This is a genomic window from Streptomyces minutiscleroticus, from assembly GCF_014650875.1.
In the GTDB taxonomy this organism is placed as follows: domain Bacteria; phylum Actinomycetota; class Actinomycetes; order Streptomycetales; family Streptomycetaceae; genus Streptomyces; species Streptomyces minutiscleroticus.
On sequence record NZ_BMVU01000011.1, the window covers coordinates 90,629 to 112,059 of the forward strand.

A 21,431-nucleotide genomic window follows, 5' to 3' on the forward strand; every position below is an offset into this window, starting at 1 on the left:
GGGTGTCCGGCCGGGCGGAGCGGCCCACCGGGGCGGACCGGCCGCTCCGCCCCGGTGGGCCGCTCCGCCCCGTCGGCCGGTCCGTTCCGTCAGATGGGACGGCCCCGCTTGAAGTCCATCGCTCGGCCCACGTCGCGCCACGTCCGCTCGGCCAGTTCGCGGACCTCCGCCGGAACGTCGCCGCGCTCCTGGAGGAGCCGGAAGTAGATGGGCGCTTCCTTCTCGTCCCCGGGCCTCGTGTCGAAGCGCCCGTCCATCGAAATCCCTCTTCCGTCTCGTCCGGCAGCAGCCGCCGAGTCTACAAATGCGCCGATGGGCGTACACAAGGCGGTCCACATGCCGGGCGAACAGGTCGAACGGCCGTCCGGTGCCGCTTCGGGCGTTCGAGGCGACCATGGAACACCTATATAGGTGTGTGATACAAATTTCTGCGTGAGTGACGAACAGGATTTCGAGGGCGTCGCCGCGCTGCTGGACGGCATGGCCGTGCTCGCGGTGCGGCACCTGGCCACCCGGGAGATCAGCTTCACCACGGCCTCGACGCTGTCCCGGCTGGCGCGCAACGGCCCCCAGCGGCTCACACGCCTCGCGGCCGAGGAGGGTGTCGCCCAGCCCTCCATGACCCAGCTGGTCCAGCGCCTGGTCAAGCAGGGGCTCGTGGCACGGGTGGGCGACCCGGAGGACGGCCGCGTGGTGCTGGTGAGCATCACCGACGCGGGCCGGGAGGTCCTGCGCGGGCGCCGGGAGGCGCGCGTCGCCCGGCTCGCGGCCCTGCTGGACACCCTCCCCGCCGAGGACCGGCAGGCGCTCGCCGAGGCGGCCCGTATCGGCGCGCCCGCCCTCGGGCGCCTCACCGAGAACGCCCTGAGCCTGGAACGCCTCACGGACGAACCCCCGGCCTGACCGCGGCCGCCGGCCCGCCCCGTGAGCGGCGGCCCCCGGCCGGGCGTCCCGGCCCGGTCCGTCCGCCTCCGGCCTGACGGAGTGTCAGCGCCGGTACCCGTGTCAGCACGCGTGCTTCACCACAGGAGTTCCGCTTGTCACAGCATCGGACAGCCGCAGCCAATCCGTTCAGGCAGCCGAAGGCCGTGTGGGCCGTGGCCTTCGCCTGCGTGATCTCCTTCATGGGCATCGGCCTGGTGGACCCGATCCTGCCCTCGCTCTCGCACGACCTGCACGCCACCCCCAGCCAGGTGTCACTGCTGTTCACCAGCTATCTGGTGGTCACCGCCGTCGCCATGCTGGTCACCGGCTTCGTCTCCAGCCGGATCGGCGCCAAGCGCACCCTGGCGGCCGGACTCGCGGTCATCGTGGTGTTCAGCGCGCTCGCCGGCGCCTCCGGCAGCATCAGCGGCATCGTCGGCTTCCGCGCCGGGTGGGGGCTCGGCAACGCCCTCTTCATCGCCACGTCCCTCGCGGTGATCGTCGGCTCCGCCAGCGGCGGCTTCGCCGGGGCCGTCATCCTGTACGAGACCGCGCTCGGCATCGGCATCGCCATCGGCCCGCTGCTCGGCGGCGAGCTGGGCGGCATCAGCTGGCGCGGCCCCTTCCTCGGCGTCGCCGTCCTGATGGCCGTCGCGCTCGTCGCGACGCTCGCCCTGGTCCGGCCCACGCCCAGGCCCGAACGGCGCGCCTCGGTCCTCGACCCGCTCAAGGCCCTGCGCCACCGCGGCCTGCTCACCATGGGCCTGACCGCGCTGCTCTACAACTGGGGCTTCTTCACCGTCCTCGGCTACGCGCCGTTCCCGATGGACCTCGGCACCCACGAGCTCGGCTACGTCTTCACCGGCTGGGGCGTCCTGGTCGCTGTCTTCTCCGTGTTCGGCGCGCCCCGGCTCCAGGAGCGCCTGGGCATCGCGAAGGCGCTGTACCTCAACCTGGCGCTGTTCGCGGCCGACATCCTGGCCATCGCCCTGTTCACGGAGGACAGGACCGTACTGATCGTGTGCGTGGTCGTCGCGGGCGCCTTCATCGGCATCAACAACACCATCACCACCCAGGCGGTGATGACGGCCGCCCCGGTCGAGCGCCCCACCGCCTCCGCGGCCTACGGCTTCGTCCGCTTCATCGGCGGCGGCCTCGCCCCGTACGCGGCGGGGAGGCTGGCCGAGCACTCCGGCGTCCACGCGCCCTTCTACGCCGGCGCGGCGGCCGTCGCGGCCGGCATCCTCGTCCTGGCCACCGGCCACTCCCTGCTCGCGCAGGCCGAGCGGAACCAGCGCGAGGAGGCGGCCCGCGCCGCGGCCGGGGAAGGGCAGCGCGAGCGGCTGGAGGACCGGGCCCTGGCGGAGGACGTCGGTTCGGCCTCCTGACCGACCGCCGACGCCGTACGGGAGCGCCCCGGTGGACCGTGTGTCCACCGGGGCGCTCCCGTACGGGTGTGGCTCAGTGGGCGGCCAGCTCGCCGCTCAGCCGGCCGTGCAGGGCGGCGCTCTGCTCGTTCAGGCCGACGATCTCGACGCGCTTGCCGCGCTGGGCGTACTTCGCCTCGACGGCGTCCAGCGCGGCCACCGAGGAGGCGTCCCAGACGTGCGCGGACGTCAGGTCGACGACGATCTCGTCGGGGTCGCCGCTGTAGTCGAACTGCGTGACCAGGTCGTTGGCCGAGGCGAAGAACAGCTCGCCGGTCACCGTGTACACGACGCGGGTGCCGTCCGGGTCGGTGACGGCCGTGACCCGGGCCAGGTGGGCGACGCGCCGCGCGAAGACGACCACGGCCGTGAGGGAGCCCACGACCACACCGATCGCGAGGTTGTGGGTGGCGACCACGCACGCGACGGTCACGACCATGACGGTGATCTCGCCCGCGGGCATCCGCCGCAGCGTCCCCGGCGCGACCGAGTGCCAGTCGAAGGTCGCGAACGACACCATCACCATGACGGCGACCAGGGCGGCCATGGGGATGTCGGAGACGACCGGGCCGAAGACGATGCACAGCACCATCAGGAAGGCGCCCGCGAGGAACGTCGACAGCCGCGTACGGGCGCCCGACACCCTCACGTTGATCATCGTCTGGCCGATCATCGCGCAGCCGCCCATGCCGCCGAAGAAGCCGGTGACGATGTTCGCGATCCCCTGGCCGACGGACTCGCGGGTCTTGTCGGAGCGGGTGTCGGTGATGTCGTCGACCAACTGGGCGGTCATCAGCGACTCCATGAGGCCCACCAGGGCCATGGCCAGCGCGTACGGGGCCACGACCTGCAGCGTGTGCAGGGTGAACGGCACGTCCGGCAGGCCCGGCACGGGCAGCGCGGACGGCAGGGCGCCCTTGTCGCCCACGGTGGGCACAGCGATGCCCGCGCCCACGGTGAGCGCGGTGAGGACCACGATGGACACCAGCGGGGCCGGGACCGCCTTGGTGATCCGCGGGAAGAACACCATCAGGGCCAGCGCGGCGGCCAGCAGCGGGTACACGGGCCACGGCACGCCGGTCAGCTCCGGCAGCTGCGCCATGAAGATCAGGATCGCGAGCGCGTTGACGAAGCCGACCATCACCGAGCGCGGCACGAACCGCATCAGCTTCGCCACCCCGAGCGCGCCCAGCACCACCTGGAACACACCGGCCAGGATGACCGCCGCGACCAGGTGGCCGAAGCCGTGCTCGCGGTTGAGCGGTGCGATGACCAGGGCGACGGCGCCGGTCGCCGCGGAGATCATCGCCGGGCGGCCGCCGACGACCGCGATGGTCACGGCCATGGTGAAGGAGGCGAACAGCCCGATGGCCGGGTCGACCCCGGCGATGATCGAGAACGAGATGGCCTCGGGGATCAGGGCGAGCGCGACGACGAGGCCGCCCAGCACCTCGGTGCGCCACACCTTGGGGTCGGAGAGCCAGTCGGGGCGCAGCCGGCGGGGCCGTGCGGCAGGGGAGGGGGCGGCGGGGGACAACGGGGTGACCACCTGTCGTACTAGGGCACACACCGGCACGGGCCGGACTGTGCGGGTCGGCGCGGGCGCGCCGGACGGCGCCCGCGGGCGGCCCGCGTCCGACGGGCCGGAGGATCACAAGGGGAGCGGGAACGGGTGCAACGGGTGCGGGGGAGCGGAAGAGGAGCGGGGAGAGGTCGGCTCGTCGGCCGTCGCGGCACGCGGCGGCCGGGGCCGCGTCAGCGGCCGGGCGTCACGGCGGACAGACGGCGGCGCGGGACGGCGGGGACACGCGCACACTCTCTCCTGCGGGACAATCGGACCTTCGCCGGGTCCTCGTCGACCACGGTGGGACAGCGGCGGGGCAGCCGCCCGGCCGCCCTCGGCTCCCGCAACTCTACCCTAACGTTAGGGTAGGGATCGGCGCGGTGGCCGGGAGGGCGGCACGACCAGCGAAGAAGGGCCAGGACGTACGGGCGTGGACGACAGGCAGATGCAGATCGGCGACGACAGGCACATGCAGATCGGCGAGGTCGCCGCACGGACCGAGCTGTCCCTGCGCACCATCCGGCACTACGAGGAGACCGGCCTCGTCATCCCCTCCGCCCGCTCCCAGGGCGGTTTCCGCCTCTACACGGAGACGGACGTGGCCCGGCTGATGGTGATCCGCCGCATGAAGCCGCTCGGCTTCACCCTGGACGAGATGCGCGACCTGCTGGACGCCACCGACCGGCTGGACTCCGACGCGTCCCCGTCCGGCGCCGGTGCGTCCCTGTCCGCGGAGGAGCGGACGGCCCTGCGCGAGCGGGTGCGCGCGTACGAGCGGACCGCGACCCGCAAGATCGAGGACCTGCGGGTCCAGCTGGCCCGTGCCGAGGACTTCGCGGCGACACTGCGCGCCCGCCTCGGCGACGGGGACGGCGTTGACGGCGCTGACAGTGTTGACACCGGCAACGGCGTTGACACCGGCAACGGCGTTGACACCGGCAACGGTGGCGGCGGTCACGAGAGGGGCGGCGGCGCTCCGGGCCGAGGCGTCCGGTCTCTCGACCCGCCTGTGCGCTGAGGAAGCCGAGGCGGCGGCCGGAGGGTGCGCCGGTGCGGGTGACATGGGCGGTGTGCGCCCGTCACCCGCACCCGACGGCGTCGGTGCCGGCCGGCCGTGACGGCCTCGACCAGATGGTTTATTCGGCCGCCGCGGCTTCGGTCTCGGCCCCGTTCTCGGCCCCGGCCCTGGTCTCGTCCTTGGTCCCGGGCTCCGACTCGGTCTCGGGCTTGGCCTCCGGCTCGGCGGGCGCCGGCGCCTGCTCCTTGGCGGCGGGCTGTGCGGCGGTGCTCGTGTAGAAGACCGAGGAACCCTGCTTGCTGCGCTCGACCTGGCTCTTGGCGACCAGGCCCTCGATGGTGGTGCGGACCACGGTGTTCTTCACGTTGCGGTCGGGGTGGCGCTCCGCGAGGGCGGAGGTGATCTCGGCGGTGGACCGCGGCTCCGACTGCTCGTCGAGGTAGGCGCGGACGAGCTGTCCGAGCGTCGGCTGGGAGGCGTCGGCGGCCGCCTTGGCGCTGCCGGAGCCGTTGGCCTTCGTCGTCTTCGCGGTGGTCTTCGAGGTGCTCTTCGAGGTGCTCTTCGCCGTCTTGGCGGTGCCCGTGCCGGAAGCCTTGGTGCCCGTGCCGGTGGCCTTGGCGGCGGTCTTGGTGCCCGTACCGGCGGACTTGGTGCCAGCGGCCTTGTCGCCGGTGGACTTGGCGGCGCCGGCGGCCTTGTCGCCGGTGGACTTGGCGGCGCCGGCGGGCTTGGTGTCGGCGGCCTTGCCGGCGGCGGACTTGGTGGTGTCGGCGGACTTGGTGCCGGCGGGCTTGGTGCCAGTGGCCTTGGCGTCGGTGGTCTTGGCGGCGGTCGCCTTGGTGGCGGTGCCGGTGGACCTGGCCGCGCCGGCCGTCTTCGCGCCTGCGGCGCCGGTGGTCTTCCTGGCGGCCGTCGACGTCTTCTTGGCGGGGGCCTTCTTCGCGGCGGCCTTCTTCGCGGTGGTCTTCTTGGCCGTCGGCTTCCGCGACTTCGTGGCCGTCGTCCCGGCTCCGGCCTGCCGGTCCGCCGTGTCCTCGCCCGTCGACTGCCGGGGCAGCGTGGCCGCGGGCGCGGCGGGCGCCTCTTCGACGGAGGACTCCCCGGTGGCCGTGCCCTCGGCCACCGGAGCCGCGGCGGCCGCGGCCTGGCTGCTGAGCGCGCGCTGCATGTTGGTCAGCACGAGCTGGTCGTGCTGCAGACCGGTCAGTCGCTCCTGCAGGGCCGCGATGTCGGCGGCGATACGTTCCTGTTCCTTGGCGTTGCGCTCGAGGTCCTGGGTGACCCGGGCGGTGTACTGGGAGGTCAGGTCGACGGTGTCGTGCAGCGTTTCGGACATGGTGTCTGGCGTCTCCTCGTGTCTGGGACGTCACGGTGGCGGTTCAGGTGCAACAGCTTCCAATACGGCCGAGGGACGGATTCGGTTGTGTCTCACCCGCACTCACTGAGCGCCCTAACGGATGCAACTGCCGCAGCGTGCAGCAGACTAGCGATATTAGGTACTGGATGAGCCAGATGTTCCCTCGGAGCAAAGATTCACTCTCGCCGGTTGCCGTTCCGAACCCGCGGACCGGCAGGTTGACGGGCCTGTGTCCGCGCCGTCGACCGGTGCTCGCCATGACCGGGCACAGTGGCCCGCCGGCTCCCTTCGCACGGTGGCACATGTGCCCGCGGAGCGGCCGCGCACACACTGTCGCAGACTCTCCTCACACCCATCCCCACCTGCGGGAACGGACCCAACCACCCGCTGACACAAGTACATACGGAGCCCGTCCGACGGCCCGTGAACCGGCCCGGTCCCGAGGAGTGCACGGGTCCGGCACATGCTGTGCCGACCTGACCGGTGGGCCCTGCCGGACGGCCGGTGCACGAGTCGGACGACCCATGTGCCTGTCGGCAAAAACACATCGGCTCACACCGCGTGAGTCACACCGCGTGAGTCACACCGCATGAGGGCGCCCCCGGCTTCGGCCGTGGTCCCGTCCTCATGTGCGTCCGTCGCCCCTGATCGGCGCCGCGCTCCTCACCGCAGGCGGCCACCGGGCCCGGCCCATCGCCTGCTGCGCCGGTGTGGCCGTCCTGTCCGTGTTCGCCACGACACGGTTGGGCCGGGGCGAGGCGAACACGGACGAGGTGGGTACCTTGACCGGGCGCACCCCCGAAAGGACCGCCACCCCGTGAACCGTCTCTTCCTGCCGGCCGAAGCGCCCGTGGACGCCGCCCTGCGCGGCTTCGCGCTGGCCCACCCCGGCCTCGTCCGCCTCCACGAGGACCCGCTCTACGTCACGGCCCGCGACCGCCACCCCGGCCGCCGCGTGGGCCTGCTGTCCGGAGGCGGCTCCGGGCACGAGCCCCTGCACGCCGGGTTCGTCGGGCGCGGCATGCTCGACGCCGCCGTGCCGGGCCGCGTCTTCGCCTCCCCGCACAACCGCCAGGTCTACGAAGCCTCCCGTGCCGTCGCGGGCGAGGACGGCGTCCTGCACGTGGTCAAGAACTACACCGGCGACCGCATCAACTTCGGCATCGCCGCCGAGCGTCTGCGCGCCGACGGCATCCCGGTGCGCCGCGTCCTGGTCGACGACGACCTCGCCACCGACGACGCGGAGACGGCGACAGGGCGTCGCGGCACCGGTGCCACCGTCGTCGTGGAGAAGCTCCTCGGCGGCGCGGCCGACGCGGGCCTGGGCCTCGACGAACTCGCCGAGGCGGGCGCGGCGTTCGCGGCCGCCTCGCGCAGCATCGCCGTCGCCGCCCGCGCCCAGACCGCGCCCGGCCGCGGCGGCGAGGCGTTCGAACTCGTGGACGGCGAGATCGAGTACGGCGTCGGCATCCACGGCGAGCGCGCCGCGCGGACCGTGGAGCGCCCGGACTTCGAAGACCTCGTCGACCGCATGACCCAGCAGGTCCTCGACGCCCTGACCGACGCGTCGGACACCGTGCTCCTGCTGGTCAACGGCCTCGGCGCGACCACTCTGCTGGAGTTGTACGCCGTCCACGACCGGGTCCGCCACGTGCTCGGCGAGCGCGGCGTGAGCGTCGCGGGACAGCTCGTCGGCACCTTCGTACCCGCCCTGGACATGAGCGGGTTCTCGGTGACCGTGACCTCGCTGCGCGAGAACTGGCTCGACTGGTGGCACGCGCCCGCCCTGACCCCCGCCTTCCCCGTTTCGGAGACCGCCCGATGACCGTGACCGTCGACCAGGAGAAGGTCCTGCGCACCTACGCGGAGGCCGCCCGCACCGCCCACGACGCGCTGACCGCCCTCGACCAGCTCTCCGGGGACGGCGACTTCGGCGACAACCTCCGCGAAGGGCTCGACGGCGTCGAGGCCGGCCTCGACGCGCGGCCCGGGGAGGCGCCCTTCGCCGTCGCGGCCGGAGTCTTCCTCGACGAGGTCGGCGGCACCAGCGGCCCGCTGATCGGCCTGTTGTTCCAGGAGGTCGGCCGGGCGCTCGCCGCGCACGGCGACGGCCGCGAGGGCTGGGCGGCCGGCGTGCGGGAGGGCCTGGCCGCCATCCAGCGCGTCGGCGAGGCCGAGCCCGGCGACCGCACCATGGTCGACGCGCTCGCCCCCGCCCGCGACGCGCTCGACGGGGGAGCGGGGTTCGCGGACGCGGCCCGGGCCGCCCTCGCCGGAGCGCGCGCCACCGCGGACATCAGGGCCCGCCGCGGCCGCGCCTCGTACGTCGGCGAGCGCGCCCTCGGCGCCCCCGACCCCGGCGCGACGGGCGTCGCCCTGCTCTTCTGGTCGCTGGCCCGGGTCGCCGAACCGGACGCGGACCTGGGCTCGGTGGCCGACGCGGTGGGGTGGCCCGCCGCGTCCTGACCGACGCCGGCACACGGCGGAACGGCCCGCCGCCCGGTGGTTCCCCGCCACCGGGCGGCGGGCCGCCGTGTCCGGCGGGGAGTTCGGGAGCGCGGCCGGTCCGGGTACCGCGTGGGCGCGATGCGGGCGCCGTCGCCGCGGGCGGTGAGGACGTCGCCCGGTACGGCCGCGAACATGCCCGCCGTGGCGTCGGCGACCACCGTGCGCGGGTCGCCCCGTGCGGCGAGGGCGATGCGGCCGCTTTCGTCGAGCGGGTACACGTCGGGGCCCGCGACGTCGAGGGTGCCCCAGCGGGGCGCCCGCCGCGACGTCGGCGACGGCGGCGGCGACGTCCGCGCCCGCGACCGCCTCCGCCACGCCCTTGCCGCTGACGACGTCCACGCCGGTGGACGGGGAGTGCGCCACGGCCTCGTGCCCGTCCGTCCGGGCCCGCCCGCGGCTACGGGCCCGCCCGTGCCTACGGCACGAGGATCGCCCGCCCCCGCACCCGGCCCGCGTCCAGGTCGTCGACGGCGTCCTGGAAGCGGTCGAGCGGGTACTTGGTGGTGTGCAGGCGCACGCGGCCCTGGGCGGCCAGCGTCATCAGCTCCCGCAGGTCGTTGTAGGACCCGACGAGGTTGCCGATGAAGTTGATCTCGGAGGAGATGATGTCGATCGTCGGGACGTCGATGTTCTCGCCGTAGCCGACGACGTGGTAGTCGCCCGCGCGGCGCAGCATCCGCACACCGTCCCTCGTCGCGCCGCCCTCGCCGACGAAGTCGACCACTACCTCGGCGCCCTGACCGTCCGTCAGTTCCAGGACCCGCTCCACGTGCTCCCCGTCGGCGACGATCCCGTGGTCGGCGCCGATGGTCCCGGCGAGCTTCACCGCCTCGGGGCTGCGGTCGACGACGACGATCTCGGCGGCCGTGAGCGCCTTGAGCACCTGCACGCCGATGTGGCCGAGGCCGCCCGCCCCGATGACGACGCACCGGTCGCCGGGGCGCAGCCGGCGCGCGGCCTTCGCCACCGCGTGGTAGGCCGTCAGGCCCGCGTCGGCGAGGGCCGCCACGTCCGCGGGCTCCAGGCTGTCGTCGATCCGCACGACGCTGCGCGCGGAGGTCTTGAGGTACTCGGCGTAGCCGCCGTCGGTGTCGATGCCCGGGAACCTGTTCTGCGCGCAGTGCACGTCGTCGCCGTCGCGGCAGGCCCGGCACAGCCCGCAGGTGATCAGCGGGTGGACGATGACCTTGTCGCCCTCGGCGACGTTGGTGACGGCACTGCCCACGGCGTGCACCCAGCCCGCGTTCTCGTGGCCGATCGTGTAGGGCAGCGTCACCCCGGACTTCTCGCGCCACTGCCCTTCGAGGATGTGCAGATCGGTGCGGCACACCCCCGCGCCGCCGATCCTCACCACCACGTCGTGGGGGTCGGTGACGGTGGGCACGGGCACGTCGGTCATGCGCAGGTTCTCGTGGTAGCCCACGACCTGGACGGCTTTCACGATGCGTTCTCCTTGGGAGCGGGGGAGGAGGGCGCCGACGCGTCGGCGGTGAGCAGGGGGAGGAGGGTGCGGCCCGAGGCCGCGTCGGCCTCGTCCGGGTAGCGGGTGCGCAGCAGGCCGCGGCAGAAGTGCACGTTGCCCTCGATCGAGACGCGGACCGAGTGGGCGAAGCGCAGCCGCGCCGGGATGCCGTCCGGCGGGACGCGCGCGCCGTCCTCGTCGACGAGGACGAAGTCGGCCGGGTCCGTGCCCAGGCCCAGGGCGGCCCGGCGGCGCAGCAGCGCCCGGGTGGCGGGCCCGTCGGGCAGGTCGCCCAGGACGAGCCCGTACAGCTCCTGCCCGGGCGTGTTCGGAGCGGCGCGCAGCAGCCGGCCCAGGGCGCGGTCCGTCGCGGCGATGTGCGCCTTGCGGCGGAAGGTCAGCCTGAGTTCCTCCAGGTCCTGCTCGGCCTCGTGCCCGAAGGTGCCCCGGTAGCCGGCGTCGGCGGCCAGACCGCGGTTGATCAGGTCCGAGTCGTGGTGGTCGTCGAGCAGGACCTCCACCGAGGCGACGCCGTCCAGCGCGGTCAGGGCGTCCTTGGCGTCGGACGCCATGAGGTAGGCGAAGTTCGGCGAGCAGAACGAGGTGGGCAGCCGCAGGTGGACGGTGACCCGGCCGTCGCCGGTGAGGTCCAGGGACCGTACGAAGCCGAGATCGGTGATCGGCTCGTCCAGCTCCGGGTCGACGACCGTGTCCAGGGCCCGCAGGGCGCGCTGCCGCAGCGGCTCCGAGGTGGTGACGGTCATGTCACACCGCCGCCGGCTCGGTGAGGGCGCACTCCGCCGGGACCGGGATGTCGTACATCGCGGCCGCGTTCAGCCCGAGGATCTTCTTCTTCTGGGCCACCGTGAGCGGCGGGTACTCGTCCATGTCCTCGGGGATCCGGAAGTCGACGAACCGCTCCACGAGCCAGCGCGGCGTCCACAGCGCATAGTCGCTGGAGAACTGGATGCGGTCCTCGTCCAGCCAGTACAGCAGCTCCCCGATGATCTGCGCGAAGTAGCGCGGGCGGGTGTGCATGAACGGGATGGCCACCGCCAGGCCCGCGTGCACGTTGGGCTCCTGCGTGGCGATCCAGCAGAAGTCCTCCAGGCGCGGCAGCCCGCAGTGCTCGACGACGAAGTTCAGCTCCGTGTAGTCGCTGGCCACCGAGTCGACGTCGGCCACGTCGAACGCGTCGCGGTCCAGCGGGCGGATGGTCGGGCCCTTGTGGATGTGGATGTTCTTGATGCCCAGCTCGATGGCCGTCTCCAGGTAGCGGCGCGACCAGGGGTCGTCGAGCTTGTAGCCGCGCGAGTCGCCCTTCCACTCGGCCGTGTACAGCTTGACGCCCTTGAGCCGGAAGCGCTCCGCGTCCCGGCGGAGCCGGTCGAGCCCGGACTGCTCGAAGCGCGGGTCCCAGCAGTGGTTGTAGGTGAGCTTGTCCGGGTGCTTCTGCGCGAGCGCGAACGCCTCCTCGGTCTGCCCGAAGCCGTTGCGGTAGAAGGCGCCGAGGCGGGCGGGCTGGAAGACGGCGTGGTCCACGTGGCCGTCGGTGAAGAGGTCCTTCATCAGGCGCTCTCCGCCCTGGTACAGGAACTCCTCGTACGGCCAGTGCTCGGACTCGGGGCCGAGGTTGCGGTGGTAGTCGTAGAAGCAGTCGATGAACTGCTTGCCGTGGATGTTGAGCTGGTTCTCGGGACGCGCGTCCCACAGGGCGATGTGTGCGTCCACGATGAAGTACGACTCGCCGTCCTTGCGGTACATGTGCGGCCTCCGGGTTCCGTGACAGCAACGTCTTGGACAGGGACGGTAGGCAGGCCGTCCGGCGGCCGGGAGCCCGTGCGTGTCTCACTTTGAGACAGCACGGGCGGCGGCGGACCGGGAGGCACGCACTAGCCTGGCCGGACCGGCGCAAGGACGCGTCATGGGAGGTCAGCGTGGACATGCAGCAGGACACGCCGTACGGGAGCGGTGACGGCCGCCGCGGCACCGACGGCTCCTTGGCCGTTCTGGCGCCCCGGCTGCGGGCGTCCTGGCGGCGCAGCGAGCGCTACGGGGTGACCCCGGAGGAGATGCGCCCGGTGTTCACCGGGGCCGTCGACAAGGACTCCCTGCTGTACGAGTGCGGCCACGAGGTGCTGCGCCGGCTGCAGGCGACCCTCGCGGGCGAACCGCTCAGCATGATGATCACCAGCAGCGACGGCCTGGTGCTGTGCCGGCTGTGCAACGACGCGTCGATCAGCCGCTCCCTGGACCGTGTGAACCTCGCCCCGGGCTTCTGCTTCGCGGAGAACAACGTCGGCACCAACGGGCTCGGACTCGCGCTCGCCGACCGGACCCCCTCGATCGTCCGGGCCGACGAGCACTACTGCACCCGGCTGCGCGGCTACACCTGCGCGGCGGTGCCGGTGCTCGACCCGGTGACGGGCGACCTGGCGGGCAGCGTCAACCTGACCACCTGGTCGGACTCGTCCTCCGCGCTGCTGCTGGCCCTGGCCCAGGCGGCCGCGGGCCACACCACGGCGCTCATGCTGGCGCGCGGCAGCGGCCGGCGCACCCGGCCCACGCCCCGCGGCGAGGTCTTCCGGGTCTACGCCGACCGCTTCGGGGCCGCCGACGACACGCCGGGCCCGCTCTCACCCGCCTGGACCGGCGCCCTGGAACGCGCGCGCACCGCGCTGGGCCGCGGGCAGGTCGTCGCGGTCGTGGGGGAGCCCGGCGCGGGCAGGACGGCGCTGGCCTCGCTGGCGCGGCAGGGGGCCGGCCCGCGCGAGCGGGTGCTGCGGGCGCGTCCCCCGGCGGCCGAGGAGATCGACGCCTGGCTGACGGTGTGGCTGCCCGAGCTGCACAAGGACAGCACGTGCGTGATCCTCTCCGACGTCGAGACGCTGCCCGCCTGGGCCGCGACCGAGACGGCGCGGCACTTCACCGCCGTGCGCAGGCCCGCCCCGGCGGGCGGACCGCCGCCCGTGCAGCCCTTCGTCCTCACCGCCCGCGACTACGCGAGCATCCCGGAGGCGCTCAAGCCCCTGGTGGCCTCGGTCGTCGAGGCCCCCGCGCTGCGCACCCGCCCCGACGACGTCCTCCCGCTGGCCCACCACTTCGCCCGGCGTTACCGGGGCCGCCCGGTCACCTTCACCGCCGCCGCGGCGGCCGTCCTGACCGGCTACGACTGGCCCGAGAACGCCAGGCAGCTCCAGCGCGTCGTCCACGACGCCGTCTCCCGCACCGAGGTCGTCGACAAGCACCACCTGCCGGCCGAGGTCTTCGCCGGCGGCGACCACCGGCTCACCCGGCTGCAGATCCTCGAACGCGACGAGATCGTGCGCTGCCTGACCGAGCCGGGCGTCACCGTCGCCCAGGCGGCCGACAACCTCGGCATGAGCCGCGCGACCGTCTACCGCAAGATGGCCCAGTACGGCATCCGGATCCCGGGCCGCACACCGCCGCAGCGCACCTGACCGGGACGTTCCCGCGGCCCGTCCGGCCGGGCGCCGCCGCCGGTCCGGCAGCGCCCGGCCGGCGGGCCCACGGCCCGGTGCGGCGCGCCGCCGAGGGCTCGGTCAGAGGACGCGGGCCACGCCCGCGTAGATGCCGCTGCCCTCGGGCTCCGGCGCCGGGTCCGTCCGGAACCAGTGCGGGGCCGTCACCAGGCCGGGCTCCACCAGCTCCAGGCCGTCGAAGAAGCGGGCGACCTCGTCGCGGGTGCGGAAGCCGAGCTCGATGCCGCCCTTGGCGTACTCGGCGACGACCTGCCGGACCTGCTCCTCGTAGAGGTCGGACGCGGCGTGCGACAGCACCAGGTAGCTCCCGGAGGGCAGCGTGTCCACCAGCCCGCGGACGATGCCGTGGGCGTCCTGGGAGTCGGGGATGAAGTGCATGAGCGCGATCAGGGACAGGGCGACGGGACGCTCGAAGTCCAGGATGTGCCGGGCGCGTTCCAGGATCACCTGCGGCTCGCGGACGTCGGCCTCGATGTAGTCGGTGACCCCGTCGGGGTGGCTGACCAGCAGCGCCTCGGCGTGCCGCAGGACGATCGGGTCGTTGTCCGTGTAGACGACCTTCGCGGTGGGCGTGATCTTCTGCACGATCTGGTGCAGGTTCGGCTCGGTGGGGATGCCGGTGCCGATGTCGAGGAACTGGTCGATGCCCTGGCTCGCCAGCCAGGCGACGGCGCGGTTCATGAACGCGCGGTTCTGGCGCGCGGCGTCGGCCGCCTCCGGCGGGAGCCTCGTCCCCACCTCCTCGTCGACGGGGTAGTTGTCCTTGCCCCCGAGCAGCCAGTCGTAGACCCGCGCCGGGTGGGCCTTGCTCGTGTCAATGTGCGGGTGGGGTGTACCGGTGGTCATGACGGGACTCCATGGCGGGAATACGGGAACGGCGGTACGGCAGCGAGCGGCCGGCGCCCCCGACGCGCCGCTCGGTCGACGTAGTTTTGCACACCGTCCCACCTGTCCCCAGGGGGAGTTGGGTGCTGCCGCCGCCCGCCCGGACCGGTGCGTCTGCCATGGCAAACGCCGGGCGGCCCGCCGGATGTTTGCGCGCGTGCGGACGGGGGACCCGGGCGCAGTACCCCGGAGACGGGGCCGGGTCCCGGGGAACGGGTCCCGGCCGCAGCGGACGCGGAAGGAAGATGAGGCGCCGTGGCCACGGACGTCGGCAGAGAGACCGTCACCCGCAGTCCCGCGACGGGCTGGGAGCAGGTGCGCCGCCGGGGGGAGAGCACGGTGCGCACCTGTGTCCCCGCGATCGCTGACGGGAGTTCCGAGGAGCGGAGCGCGGGCGACCCGGACTGGAACGTCGTCAGGGGCGAGGACTGAGGAGCGCCCCCGGGCCGTCCGCCGGCCCGGGGGCGCGCGAGGGAACGCAGGGGCCGGAGCGGCGCGTGGAGCCGCCGCTCCGGCCCCTGCGCGTACGCGCGGACTCCGTCCCCGTCACGTTCGCACGGGCAAGTCCCGTTACGCCGTACGGCACAAGAAGCGGGCGAGGGCGCCGGGAGCGGGGAAGGAAGCCGGACACACGCGGGGCGTGCCCCGGCTCCCCGGCCGCTCCGGCGCGGCGGTCCGCGGACGCGGGTTCCTCCGGGGCCCGCGGCGGGCGAACCGCCGCAGCCCCCGGGGAACCCGTCTCACTTCCCGCTGCCGCCGCCCGTCCCGGGCCGGTCCCCGCGGTGCCGGCCGCCGGGCAGGAACTCCTGGACCTTCGACTTGATCCCCTGCCTGAGCACCGAGGCGCTGTCGCTGTCGCCCTGCAGGATCGCGGCCGCGGCCGCCTCGATCTGGTCGAGCGTGGCGTGCGGCGGGATCGGGGGCACCGCCGGGTCCGTGCGGAAGTCCAGGACGAACGGCCGGTCGGCGGCCAGCGCCCGCTTCCAGGCGGCCTGCACCTGCTTGGGCTTCTCGACCCGCACCCCGTCCAGGCCCATGCGCTGGGCGATCTCGGCGTAGGGCAGGTCGGGCAGGTGCTGGGACTCCTCGAACTGCGGGGCGCCCGTCATGGCGCGCATCTCCCAGGTGACCTGGTTGAGGTCCTGGTTGTTCAGGACCGCGACGATCAGGCGCTGATCGGACCACAGGTGCCGGTACTTGGCGGCGGTGAGCAGCTCCATCATGCCGTTCATCTGCATCGCCCCGTCGCCGACCAGGGCGATCGCGGGCCGGTCGGGGTGGGCGAACTTCGCGCCGATGGCGTACGGGACGCCGGGGCCCATGGTGGCGAGCGTGCCGGACAGCGAGCCGCGCATCCGGCCGCGCAGCCGCAGGTGGCGGGCGTACCAGTTGGCGGCGGAGCCGGAGTCGGCGGTGACGATCGCGTCCTCGGGCAGCAGCGGGTCGAGCGCGTGCACCACGTACTCGGGGTTGACCGGGTCGGCGTCCACGGCCGCGCGCCGCTCCATCACCTCCCACCAGCGGGCGACGTCCTTCTCCAGCTTCTCGCGCCAGCGGCGGTCCTCCTTGCGGTGCAGCCGGGGCAGCAGCCGCCGCAGCGTCTCGCGGGAGTCGCCGACGAGGTTGACCTCGAAGGGGTAGCGCATCCCGATCATGTGCGGGTCGACGTCGATCTGCACGGCGCGCGCCTTGCCGTACTCCGGCAGGAACTGCGAGTACGGGAAGCTGGAGCCGATCACCAGCAGGGTGTCGCAGTCCCGCATCATCTCGTACGACGGCCGGGTGCCCAGCAGGCCGATGGCGCCGGTGACGTAGGGCAGGTCGTCGGGGAGCGCGTCCTTGCCGAGCAGCGCCTTGGCGACGCCCGCGCCGAGCACGTCCGCGAGCCGCTCCACCTCCTCGCGGGCCCCGCGGGCGCCCTGGCCGATCAGCACGGCGACCTTCTCGCCGGCGTTGAGGACCTGTGCCGCGCGCTCCAGGTCCTCGTCGGCCGGGACGGGCGCGGAGCGGCCGAGCCCCAGGCTGGAGGGCACCATCTTGAACGCGTGCGTGGGCGGGTCGTAGTCCAGTTCCTGCACGTCGGCGGGGATGATGACGGCCGTGACGGTGCGGCGGGCGCAGGCGGTGCGGATGGCCCGGTCCAGCACGTTGGGCAGCTGCTCGGGGACGGTCACCGTCTCGCAGAAGTCGGAGGCCACGTCCTTGTAGAGGGCGGCCAGGTCGACCTCCTGCTGGTAGGAGCCGCCCATGGCGCTGCGGTTGGTCTGGCCGACGATCGCGACCACCGGGACGTGGTCGAGCTTGGCGTCGTACAGGCCGTTGAGCAGGTGGATCGCCCCGGGGCCCGAGGTCGCCGCGCAGACTCCCACCTTGCCGGAGAACTTCGCGTACCCCACGGCCTGGAAGGCGGACATCTCCTCGTGCCGCGACTGCACGAAGCGGGGCTTGTTGTCGGCGCGCCCCCAGGCGGCCAGCAGGCCGTTGATGCCGTCCCCGGCGTAGGCGAAGACGTGCTCGACGCCCCACTCCCGCAGCCGCTGGAGGACGTGGTCGGAGACCTTCGTGGACACGGTGGTTCCTTTCTTGCCGCGGGCCGGTCGTCCCGCCCGGGTTCCCCGGACGGGCGGCGCCATGGCAACGATTCCGGCCGGTCTCCCGCGGCCCGGACCCGCCGCTCCGGCTCCGCGGGAGGGGCGGCGGGGGTGCACCGGCCGCCCGGGTGCCGCACCCCCGCCCTCGTACGCGCGGACCGGGCCGTCGCGCCGGAGTGCTCCGGCCGGTGCGCGGCCGCCGTCCGCGCACCGGCCGCGCGTCAGGGCCGGCCCAGGCGGGCGAGCCCGCGCAGCGCGGCGAGGCGGCCGCGGTCCGGGACGGTCCACAGGGTCTGGCCGCGCACGCCCCAGCGCCGCAGCAGGGCGTTGGCGGCGAGGAAGCCCGTGGTGGCCGCCCGCTCCATGAGGGCGACCGGCAGCGGGACGCGCACCAGGTCGCCCGCGACGGTCAGCGCGGGGTCCGGGGTGGACACCGTGGGCCGCTGCTCGTAGCCGCCGACCGGGAACAGCGGGCAGTCCTCGCGCAGTTCGTGGCGCACGTCGACGACCGCGGCCTCCCGGGTCTCCGGACAGGCGCGGTGCAGCTGCTCCAGCAGGCGCTTGTACTCGGTGTCCGGATCGGCGCCGTGCGGGAGCGCGTAGGCGTGCAGCTCGACCACCGAGCCGCCGGTGCGGGCCGACCAGCGGGCCGCCTCGCCCTCCCAGCGCTCCAGGACGCTGATGTTGTCCAGCGAGCCGTAGCCACTGGTGCCGAGGAAACCGGGCCGGTCGGGGGCCACGGGCCGGTCCAGCCACAGACGCGACACCAGGAACGGCGGCGCGGTCCGCAGCCGGGACACGCCCTCGCGCCAGCGGGCGGTGGCGAGCCGGGGCGAGTTGCCGACGACCGCGCGCAGCCCGGCGGTGTCCAGCGCGAGCACGGCGGCGTCGTGCCGGTCCACGCCCTCGGGGGTCATGACGGTGAAGCCGCCGCTCGGCCGGGGCGTGAGGGACTCCACCGGCGTGCCGGTGCGCACCTCGACGCCGTGGCCGCGCAGATAGCCGGCCAGGGGCTCCCACAGCGCGGCGGGGAAGGGCTCGTCGGGCACGTCGAAGAGGAGGCCCTCGCTGGAGCCGAGGAAGTAGATGTGGAACATCAGCACCATCTCGGCCGCCGACAGCTCGCGCGGGTCGGCGAAGAAGCTGCGCGAGAACACCTCGAACGCCAGGTGGTGCGCGGCCTCGGGGAAGCGGATCGCGGCCAGGAAGTCGTGCGCGCTGACCGAGTCGAGGCGCTGGTACACCTCCGGCACCCGCACGTCGAGCAGCGGCAGCGCCGCGCGCACGTCCATCCGCGCCAGGTCGCGCACGCCGAAGGAGGGGCTGAGCGCGGCGAAGCCGAGGGCGCTCCACGGCGGGGTGCGCGGCACGTGGCGGAAGCTGTCCCGCAGCCCGCTGCTGTGCTGCAGCGGGTAGTCGGGCAGGCCGCGCAGCATGCCGAGGGACGGGTCGGCGCGCCGCAGCAGTCCGCGCAGGTTGTAGTACTGCCGGAAGAAGGCGTGGAAGCCCCGGCTCATGGTGACCGCGGAGCCGTCGGCGAGGGTCGTGGCGTGTCCGGCGAGGCGGCCGCCGAGCGAGTCCTCGCGCTCGTAGAGGGTGACGCGCACGCCGCGCTCGGCGAGGGCGGTCGCGGCGGCGAGGCCGGCGATGCCGCCGCCGAGGACGGCCGTGGAGGGCGGCGCGCCGAGGACACGGCGGGTGCCGCCGTGGGAGGGCAGGATCCGGGCCCGCCGGTCCCGGCCCCGGCGGGGGACGGCGTCGCGCCGCGCCGGGCGCGTCATGCCGCCACCGCTTCCCCGGCGAGGGGCCGCTGTGCGACCAGGGTGTGCACGATGCCGGTCTGCCAGCCGGGCACCGGCAGCGCCCGCACCCGCTCGAACCCGGCGTCCTCGATCCGGTCGCGCAGGCGCGGCGCCGTGTCGAAGCCGACGACGCTGCGCCACAGGTACCGGTAGAGCGCGGCGTCGCCCAGCGCGCTGCCCGCCGTCATGACGACCGTCCGGCACACGGCCGTCCACACGGCGCGGTGCGCCGGGTGCCCGCTGAGGGCGTACTCGTGGACCGCGAGCCGGCCGCCGGGGGCGAGCAGCTCGCGCGCGCCGCCGAGGACGGCGTCGGGGTCGCCCACGTTGCGCAGCAGGTAGGCGGCGAAGACCGCGTCGAAGGGGCCCTTCACCCCCGCCTGCGCGAGCCGTTCGACCGGTGTGTGCACGAACCGCACCGTCGACGGCCACCGCTTGGCGGCGGCCCGCTCCAGCATGCCCGCGGAGGCGTCCACGGCCACGATCTCCGCACCGGGCACGGCGGCCAGGAGCGCCGCCGTCGACGCGCCCGTGCCGCAGCCCAGGTCGAGGACGCGCAGCCCCGTGCCGTCGCCCGGCAGGCCCAGGCGCCGTGCCGACCTGCGCAGATGGGAGTGGTAGCCGGGGTTGACGGCGACGAGCCGGTCGTAGCCGGCGGCGGCGTGGTCGAAGGCCGAGGACAGTTCCTCGTCGCGCAGCAGGGTCATGCGAGCTCCTTGATCGCGGAAAGCGGGGGCGTGGGGGACACGGGGCGGGTCAGGCGCCGGACTGCGGCCGGCGCGGCAGGCGGGGGAGTTCGGCCGCGGTGCGCAGCATGGGCAGGAAGGGGACGTGCAGACCGATGGAGAGGTCCTCGTGCAGCCGGGTGCGGCCGTCGAGGAAGCGCAGCAGCCGCCGCGGCGGCACGCCCCGGAACAGCCGCAGGAAGAACTCCGCGCCGTCGACCCGGCCGGCGTCCAGGGCGCGCAGCATCACCGCGTCCATGGCCCGCGAGCGCGCCGGGTGCGGGGGCGGCGGCACGGGCCTGCGCCCGGCGTGCAGGGCGGCCGCGACCGCGCGGGCCTGGCGCTGCGTCGCGGCGAAGCTGTAGCCGGTGGACGGCCGGGTGGCGCCGCCCGCCACCCCGATCCGGAAGGTGGAGTCGCCGGTGCGCCGCGCGAAGGACGCGTCGGTCATCGGGATGACGCCGCTCTCCGTCCCCAGCCGCTCGAACGGGCCGAGCCGGAGCACGTCCTCGGTGTAGTGGCGCAGGGCGTCGTCGTACGCCCCGTCCGCCAGGACGGCCGGGGAGAACTCGGTGTACTCCACCAGGGCCTCGTGCCGCCCGGTCGGCAGGACGTAGCCGAAGGACAGGCCGCGGTCCGGCTGCGGGGTGCGGAAGTCCATCAGGCCCACGGTGTCGGGGGCGAAGGCCGGCCGCCGGGTGCGCACGAACCAGCCGCGGAAGTGCTGGAGCAGGGTGGTCCGGGCGGGCGGCGGGACCTCCAGCGGCCGGGAGTCGAACGCCCAGCGGGCGCGCAGGGCCAGCGGCGAGCCGTCCGCGGCCCTCCCGTGGATCTCCGACCCGCCGGGCGCGTCGTGGACCGCGTCGACCGTCGCCTCGACGCGGCGCACGACGCCGTGCCCGTCCAGGACGCGCGCCACGAGGGCCTCGAAGTCGTCCGAGCGGACCATCTTGTAGCGCAGCGGCGCGATACCGCCGTCCACCCGCTCGCCCCGCGGGCCGTGCACCTCCAGGCGTTGCCAGGAGGCGGTCACCGCCGCGTCGTAGGGTCCGGGGCCGTGCTCCCAGAAGCACCACGTCCGCCGGGGCGGCCGCAGCGGCCCCTCGGGGGCGTCGAGCAGCACCACGGACGGGCTCCCGGCGGGGCCGGAGAGCACGGACAGCCAGTGGGCCAGGGAGAGTCCCGCGGCGCCCGCTCCGACGATGGCGACGTCCGCGTCGATCACCAGTGACCTCCTGTGCCTGTGCCGGGCGGCCCGCGCCGCCGCCGGTCGGAACCATTCCGCGCCCGCCGGCCCCACGGATGCAGACATGCCCGGACGGAGCCGTCGTACGGACACGGACTGGTCCGGACGTGTCGTACGGGGCGCGGTATCCGGTACCCGTCCCGGCCCGCCCCATGACCGCCGTCCTCCCGTATGGCCGGGCGGCGCCGCCGGAACCCCGCGGGACACGGTGATCCGCCGGTGGCGGGCCGGATGGCGGCCCCGCAAGGTGGACAGCGGGAGGGCCGCCGCGCGCCGCCGGGCGGACGGTGGCCGGGAACGCGTGGGATGGGTTCCCCCGGATGGGGATACACGGACGGCACATTGCGCATCCGGGACGGCAGCGGGTGCGGAATGCATACGAGATCAACGCAGCGCACACGGGACCACGCGGCACGCGC

At 74.2% G+C, this 21,431-nt stretch carries 18 protein-coding genes and 2 pseudogenes; 8 read left to right on the forward strand and 12 right to left on the reverse strand.

The genetic code is table 11. The features are described from left to right. Positions 1–89 precede the first annotated feature (89 nt). Positions 90–257, reverse strand: coding sequence for a hypothetical protein (locus tag IE271_RS14415; protein WP_190190675.1), 168 nt, complete (start codon positions 255–257; stop codon positions 90–92). Positions 258–432: 175 nt separating this feature from the next. Between IE271_RS14415 and IE271_RS14420 the strand changes: the two genes are divergently transcribed. After that, positions 433–903, forward strand: coding sequence for a MarR family winged helix-turn-helix transcriptional regulator (locus IE271_RS14420; protein WP_373308764.1), 471 nt, complete (start codon positions 433–435; stop codon positions 901–903). 134 nt (positions 904–1,037) lie between these two features. Further along, positions 1,038–2,312: an MFS transporter gene (locus IE271_RS14425; protein WP_190190676.1), complete on the forward strand. Its 1,275-nt coding sequence runs from the start codon at positions 1,038–1,040 to the stop codon at positions 2,310–2,312. 73 nt (positions 2,313–2,385) lie between these two features. Here IE271_RS14425 and IE271_RS14430 read toward each other — a convergent pair whose 3' ends face one another. Then, positions 2,386–3,888: a SulP family inorganic anion transporter gene (locus IE271_RS14430; protein WP_190190743.1), complete on the reverse strand. Its 1,503-nt coding sequence runs from the start codon at positions 3,886–3,888 to the stop codon at positions 2,386–2,388. A gap of 472 nt (positions 3,889–4,360) precedes the next feature. Here IE271_RS14430 and IE271_RS14435 point away from each other — a divergent pair. After that, positions 4,361–4,774: pseudogene (locus IE271_RS14435) on the forward strand (MerR family transcriptional regulator); the annotation flags it as partial. A gap of 277 nt (positions 4,775–5,051) precedes the next feature. On the opposite strand, the gene IE271_RS42000 reads toward IE271_RS14435, so the two are convergent. Continuing rightward, positions 5,052–6,269, reverse strand: coding sequence for a BlaI/MecI/CopY family transcriptional regulator (locus IE271_RS42000; protein WP_229919327.1), 1,218 nt, complete (start codon positions 6,267–6,269; stop codon positions 5,052–5,054). 650 nt (positions 6,270–6,919) lie between these two features. Between IE271_RS42000 and IE271_RS14445 the strand changes: the two genes are divergently transcribed. The 3 genes from IE271_RS14445 to IE271_RS14455 are packed head-to-tail and all read left to right on the forward strand — an operon-like array spanning position 6,920 to position 8,756. Continuing rightward, the gene (locus tag IE271_RS14445) at positions 6,920–7,111 is read left to right on the forward strand and encodes a hypothetical protein (protein WP_190190677.1); all 192 of its coding nucleotides are present in this window, start codon (positions 6,920–6,922) and stop codon (positions 7,109–7,111) included. Continuing rightward, entirely contained in the window at positions 7,108–8,115 is a 1,008-nt protein-coding gene (locus IE271_RS14450; protein ID WP_190190678.1) for a dihydroxyacetone kinase subunit DhaK, read from the forward strand. Before IE271_RS14445 ends, IE271_RS14450 begins: the two co-directional genes overlap by 4 nt. Continuing rightward, positions 8,112–8,756: a DAK2 domain-containing protein gene (locus IE271_RS14455; RefSeq protein ID WP_190190679.1), complete on the forward strand. Its 645-nt coding sequence runs from the start codon at positions 8,112–8,114 to the stop codon at positions 8,754–8,756. The genes IE271_RS14450 and IE271_RS14455 overlap by 4 nt, the downstream gene beginning before the upstream one ends. Positions 8,757–8,854: 98 nt before the next feature. Here IE271_RS14455 and IE271_RS43960 read toward each other — a convergent pair. The 4 genes and pseudogenes from IE271_RS43960 to IE271_RS14470 all read right to left on the reverse strand — a co-directional run. Further along, positions 8,855–9,107, reverse strand: a pseudogene (locus tag IE271_RS43960) (LysR family transcriptional regulator); the annotation flags it as partial. Between the two features lie 106 nt (positions 9,108–9,213). Further along, positions 9,214–10,239: an NAD(P)-dependent alcohol dehydrogenase gene (locus IE271_RS14460; protein ID WP_190190680.1), complete on the reverse strand. Its 1,026-nt coding sequence runs from the start codon at positions 10,237–10,239 to the stop codon at positions 9,214–9,216. Beyond that, positions 10,236–11,024: a metal-sulfur cluster assembly factor gene (locus IE271_RS14465; protein WP_190190681.1), complete on the reverse strand. Its 789-nt coding sequence runs from the start codon at positions 11,022–11,024 to the stop codon at positions 10,236–10,238. The genes IE271_RS14460 and IE271_RS14465 overlap by 4 nt, the downstream gene beginning before the upstream one ends. 1 nt (position 11,025) lies before the next feature. Then, a complete protein-coding gene (locus IE271_RS14470) occupies positions 11,026–12,024 on the reverse strand; it encodes an amidohydrolase family protein (RefSeq protein ID WP_190190682.1) in 999 nt (332 codons plus the stop codon). Between the two features lie 179 nt (positions 12,025–12,203). Here IE271_RS14470 and IE271_RS14475 point away from each other — a divergent pair, with 179 nt between their 5' ends. Beyond that, entirely contained in the window at positions 12,204–13,721 is a 1,518-nt protein-coding gene (locus IE271_RS14475) for an AAA-type ATPase lid domain-containing protein (RefSeq protein ID WP_190190746.1), read from the forward strand. Between the two features lie 102 nt (positions 13,722–13,823). Here IE271_RS14475 and IE271_RS14480 read toward each other — a convergent pair whose 3' ends face one another. Further along, on the reverse strand, positions 13,824–14,609 hold the full coding sequence (locus IE271_RS14480; protein WP_190190683.1) for an SAM-dependent methyltransferase: 786 nt from the start codon (positions 14,607–14,609) through the stop codon (positions 13,824–13,826). A gap of 294 nt (positions 14,610–14,903) precedes the next feature. Between IE271_RS14480 and IE271_RS14485 the strand changes: the two genes are divergently transcribed. Then, positions 14,904–15,080 (forward strand): hypothetical protein, encoded by a 177-nt coding sequence (locus IE271_RS14485; protein ID WP_190190684.1) that lies wholly within the window; start codon positions 14,904–14,906, stop codon positions 15,078–15,080. A gap of 308 nt (positions 15,081–15,388) precedes the next feature. On the opposite strand, the gene IE271_RS14490 is transcribed toward IE271_RS14485, so the two are convergent. From IE271_RS14490 to IE271_RS14505, 4 genes are all read right to left on the reverse strand, one after another. Beyond that, positions 15,389–17,218 carry a thiamine pyrophosphate-requiring protein gene (locus IE271_RS14490; RefSeq protein WP_229919328.1) on the reverse strand — a complete coding sequence of 610 codons (1,830 nt, stop codon included), beginning with the start codon at positions 17,216–17,218 and terminating at the stop codon, positions 15,389–15,391. A 242-nt stretch (positions 17,219–17,460) separates the two neighbouring features. Next, positions 17,461–19,020 (reverse strand): FAD-dependent oxidoreductase, encoded by a 1,560-nt coding sequence (locus IE271_RS14495; protein WP_190190686.1) that lies wholly within the window; start codon positions 19,018–19,020, stop codon positions 17,461–17,463. Beyond that, positions 19,017–19,748 (reverse strand): class I SAM-dependent methyltransferase, encoded by a 732-nt coding sequence (locus IE271_RS14500; RefSeq protein ID WP_190190687.1) that lies wholly within the window; start codon positions 19,746–19,748, stop codon positions 19,017–19,019. The genes IE271_RS14495 and IE271_RS14500 overlap by 4 nt, the downstream gene beginning before the upstream one ends. 49 nt (positions 19,749–19,797) lie before the next feature. Further along, positions 19,798–20,991 carry a lycopene cyclase family protein gene (locus IE271_RS14505; protein WP_229919329.1) on the reverse strand — a complete coding sequence of 398 codons (1,194 nt, stop codon included), beginning with the start codon at positions 20,989–20,991 and terminating at the stop codon, positions 19,798–19,800. Positions 20,992–21,431: the final 440 nt, after the last annotated feature.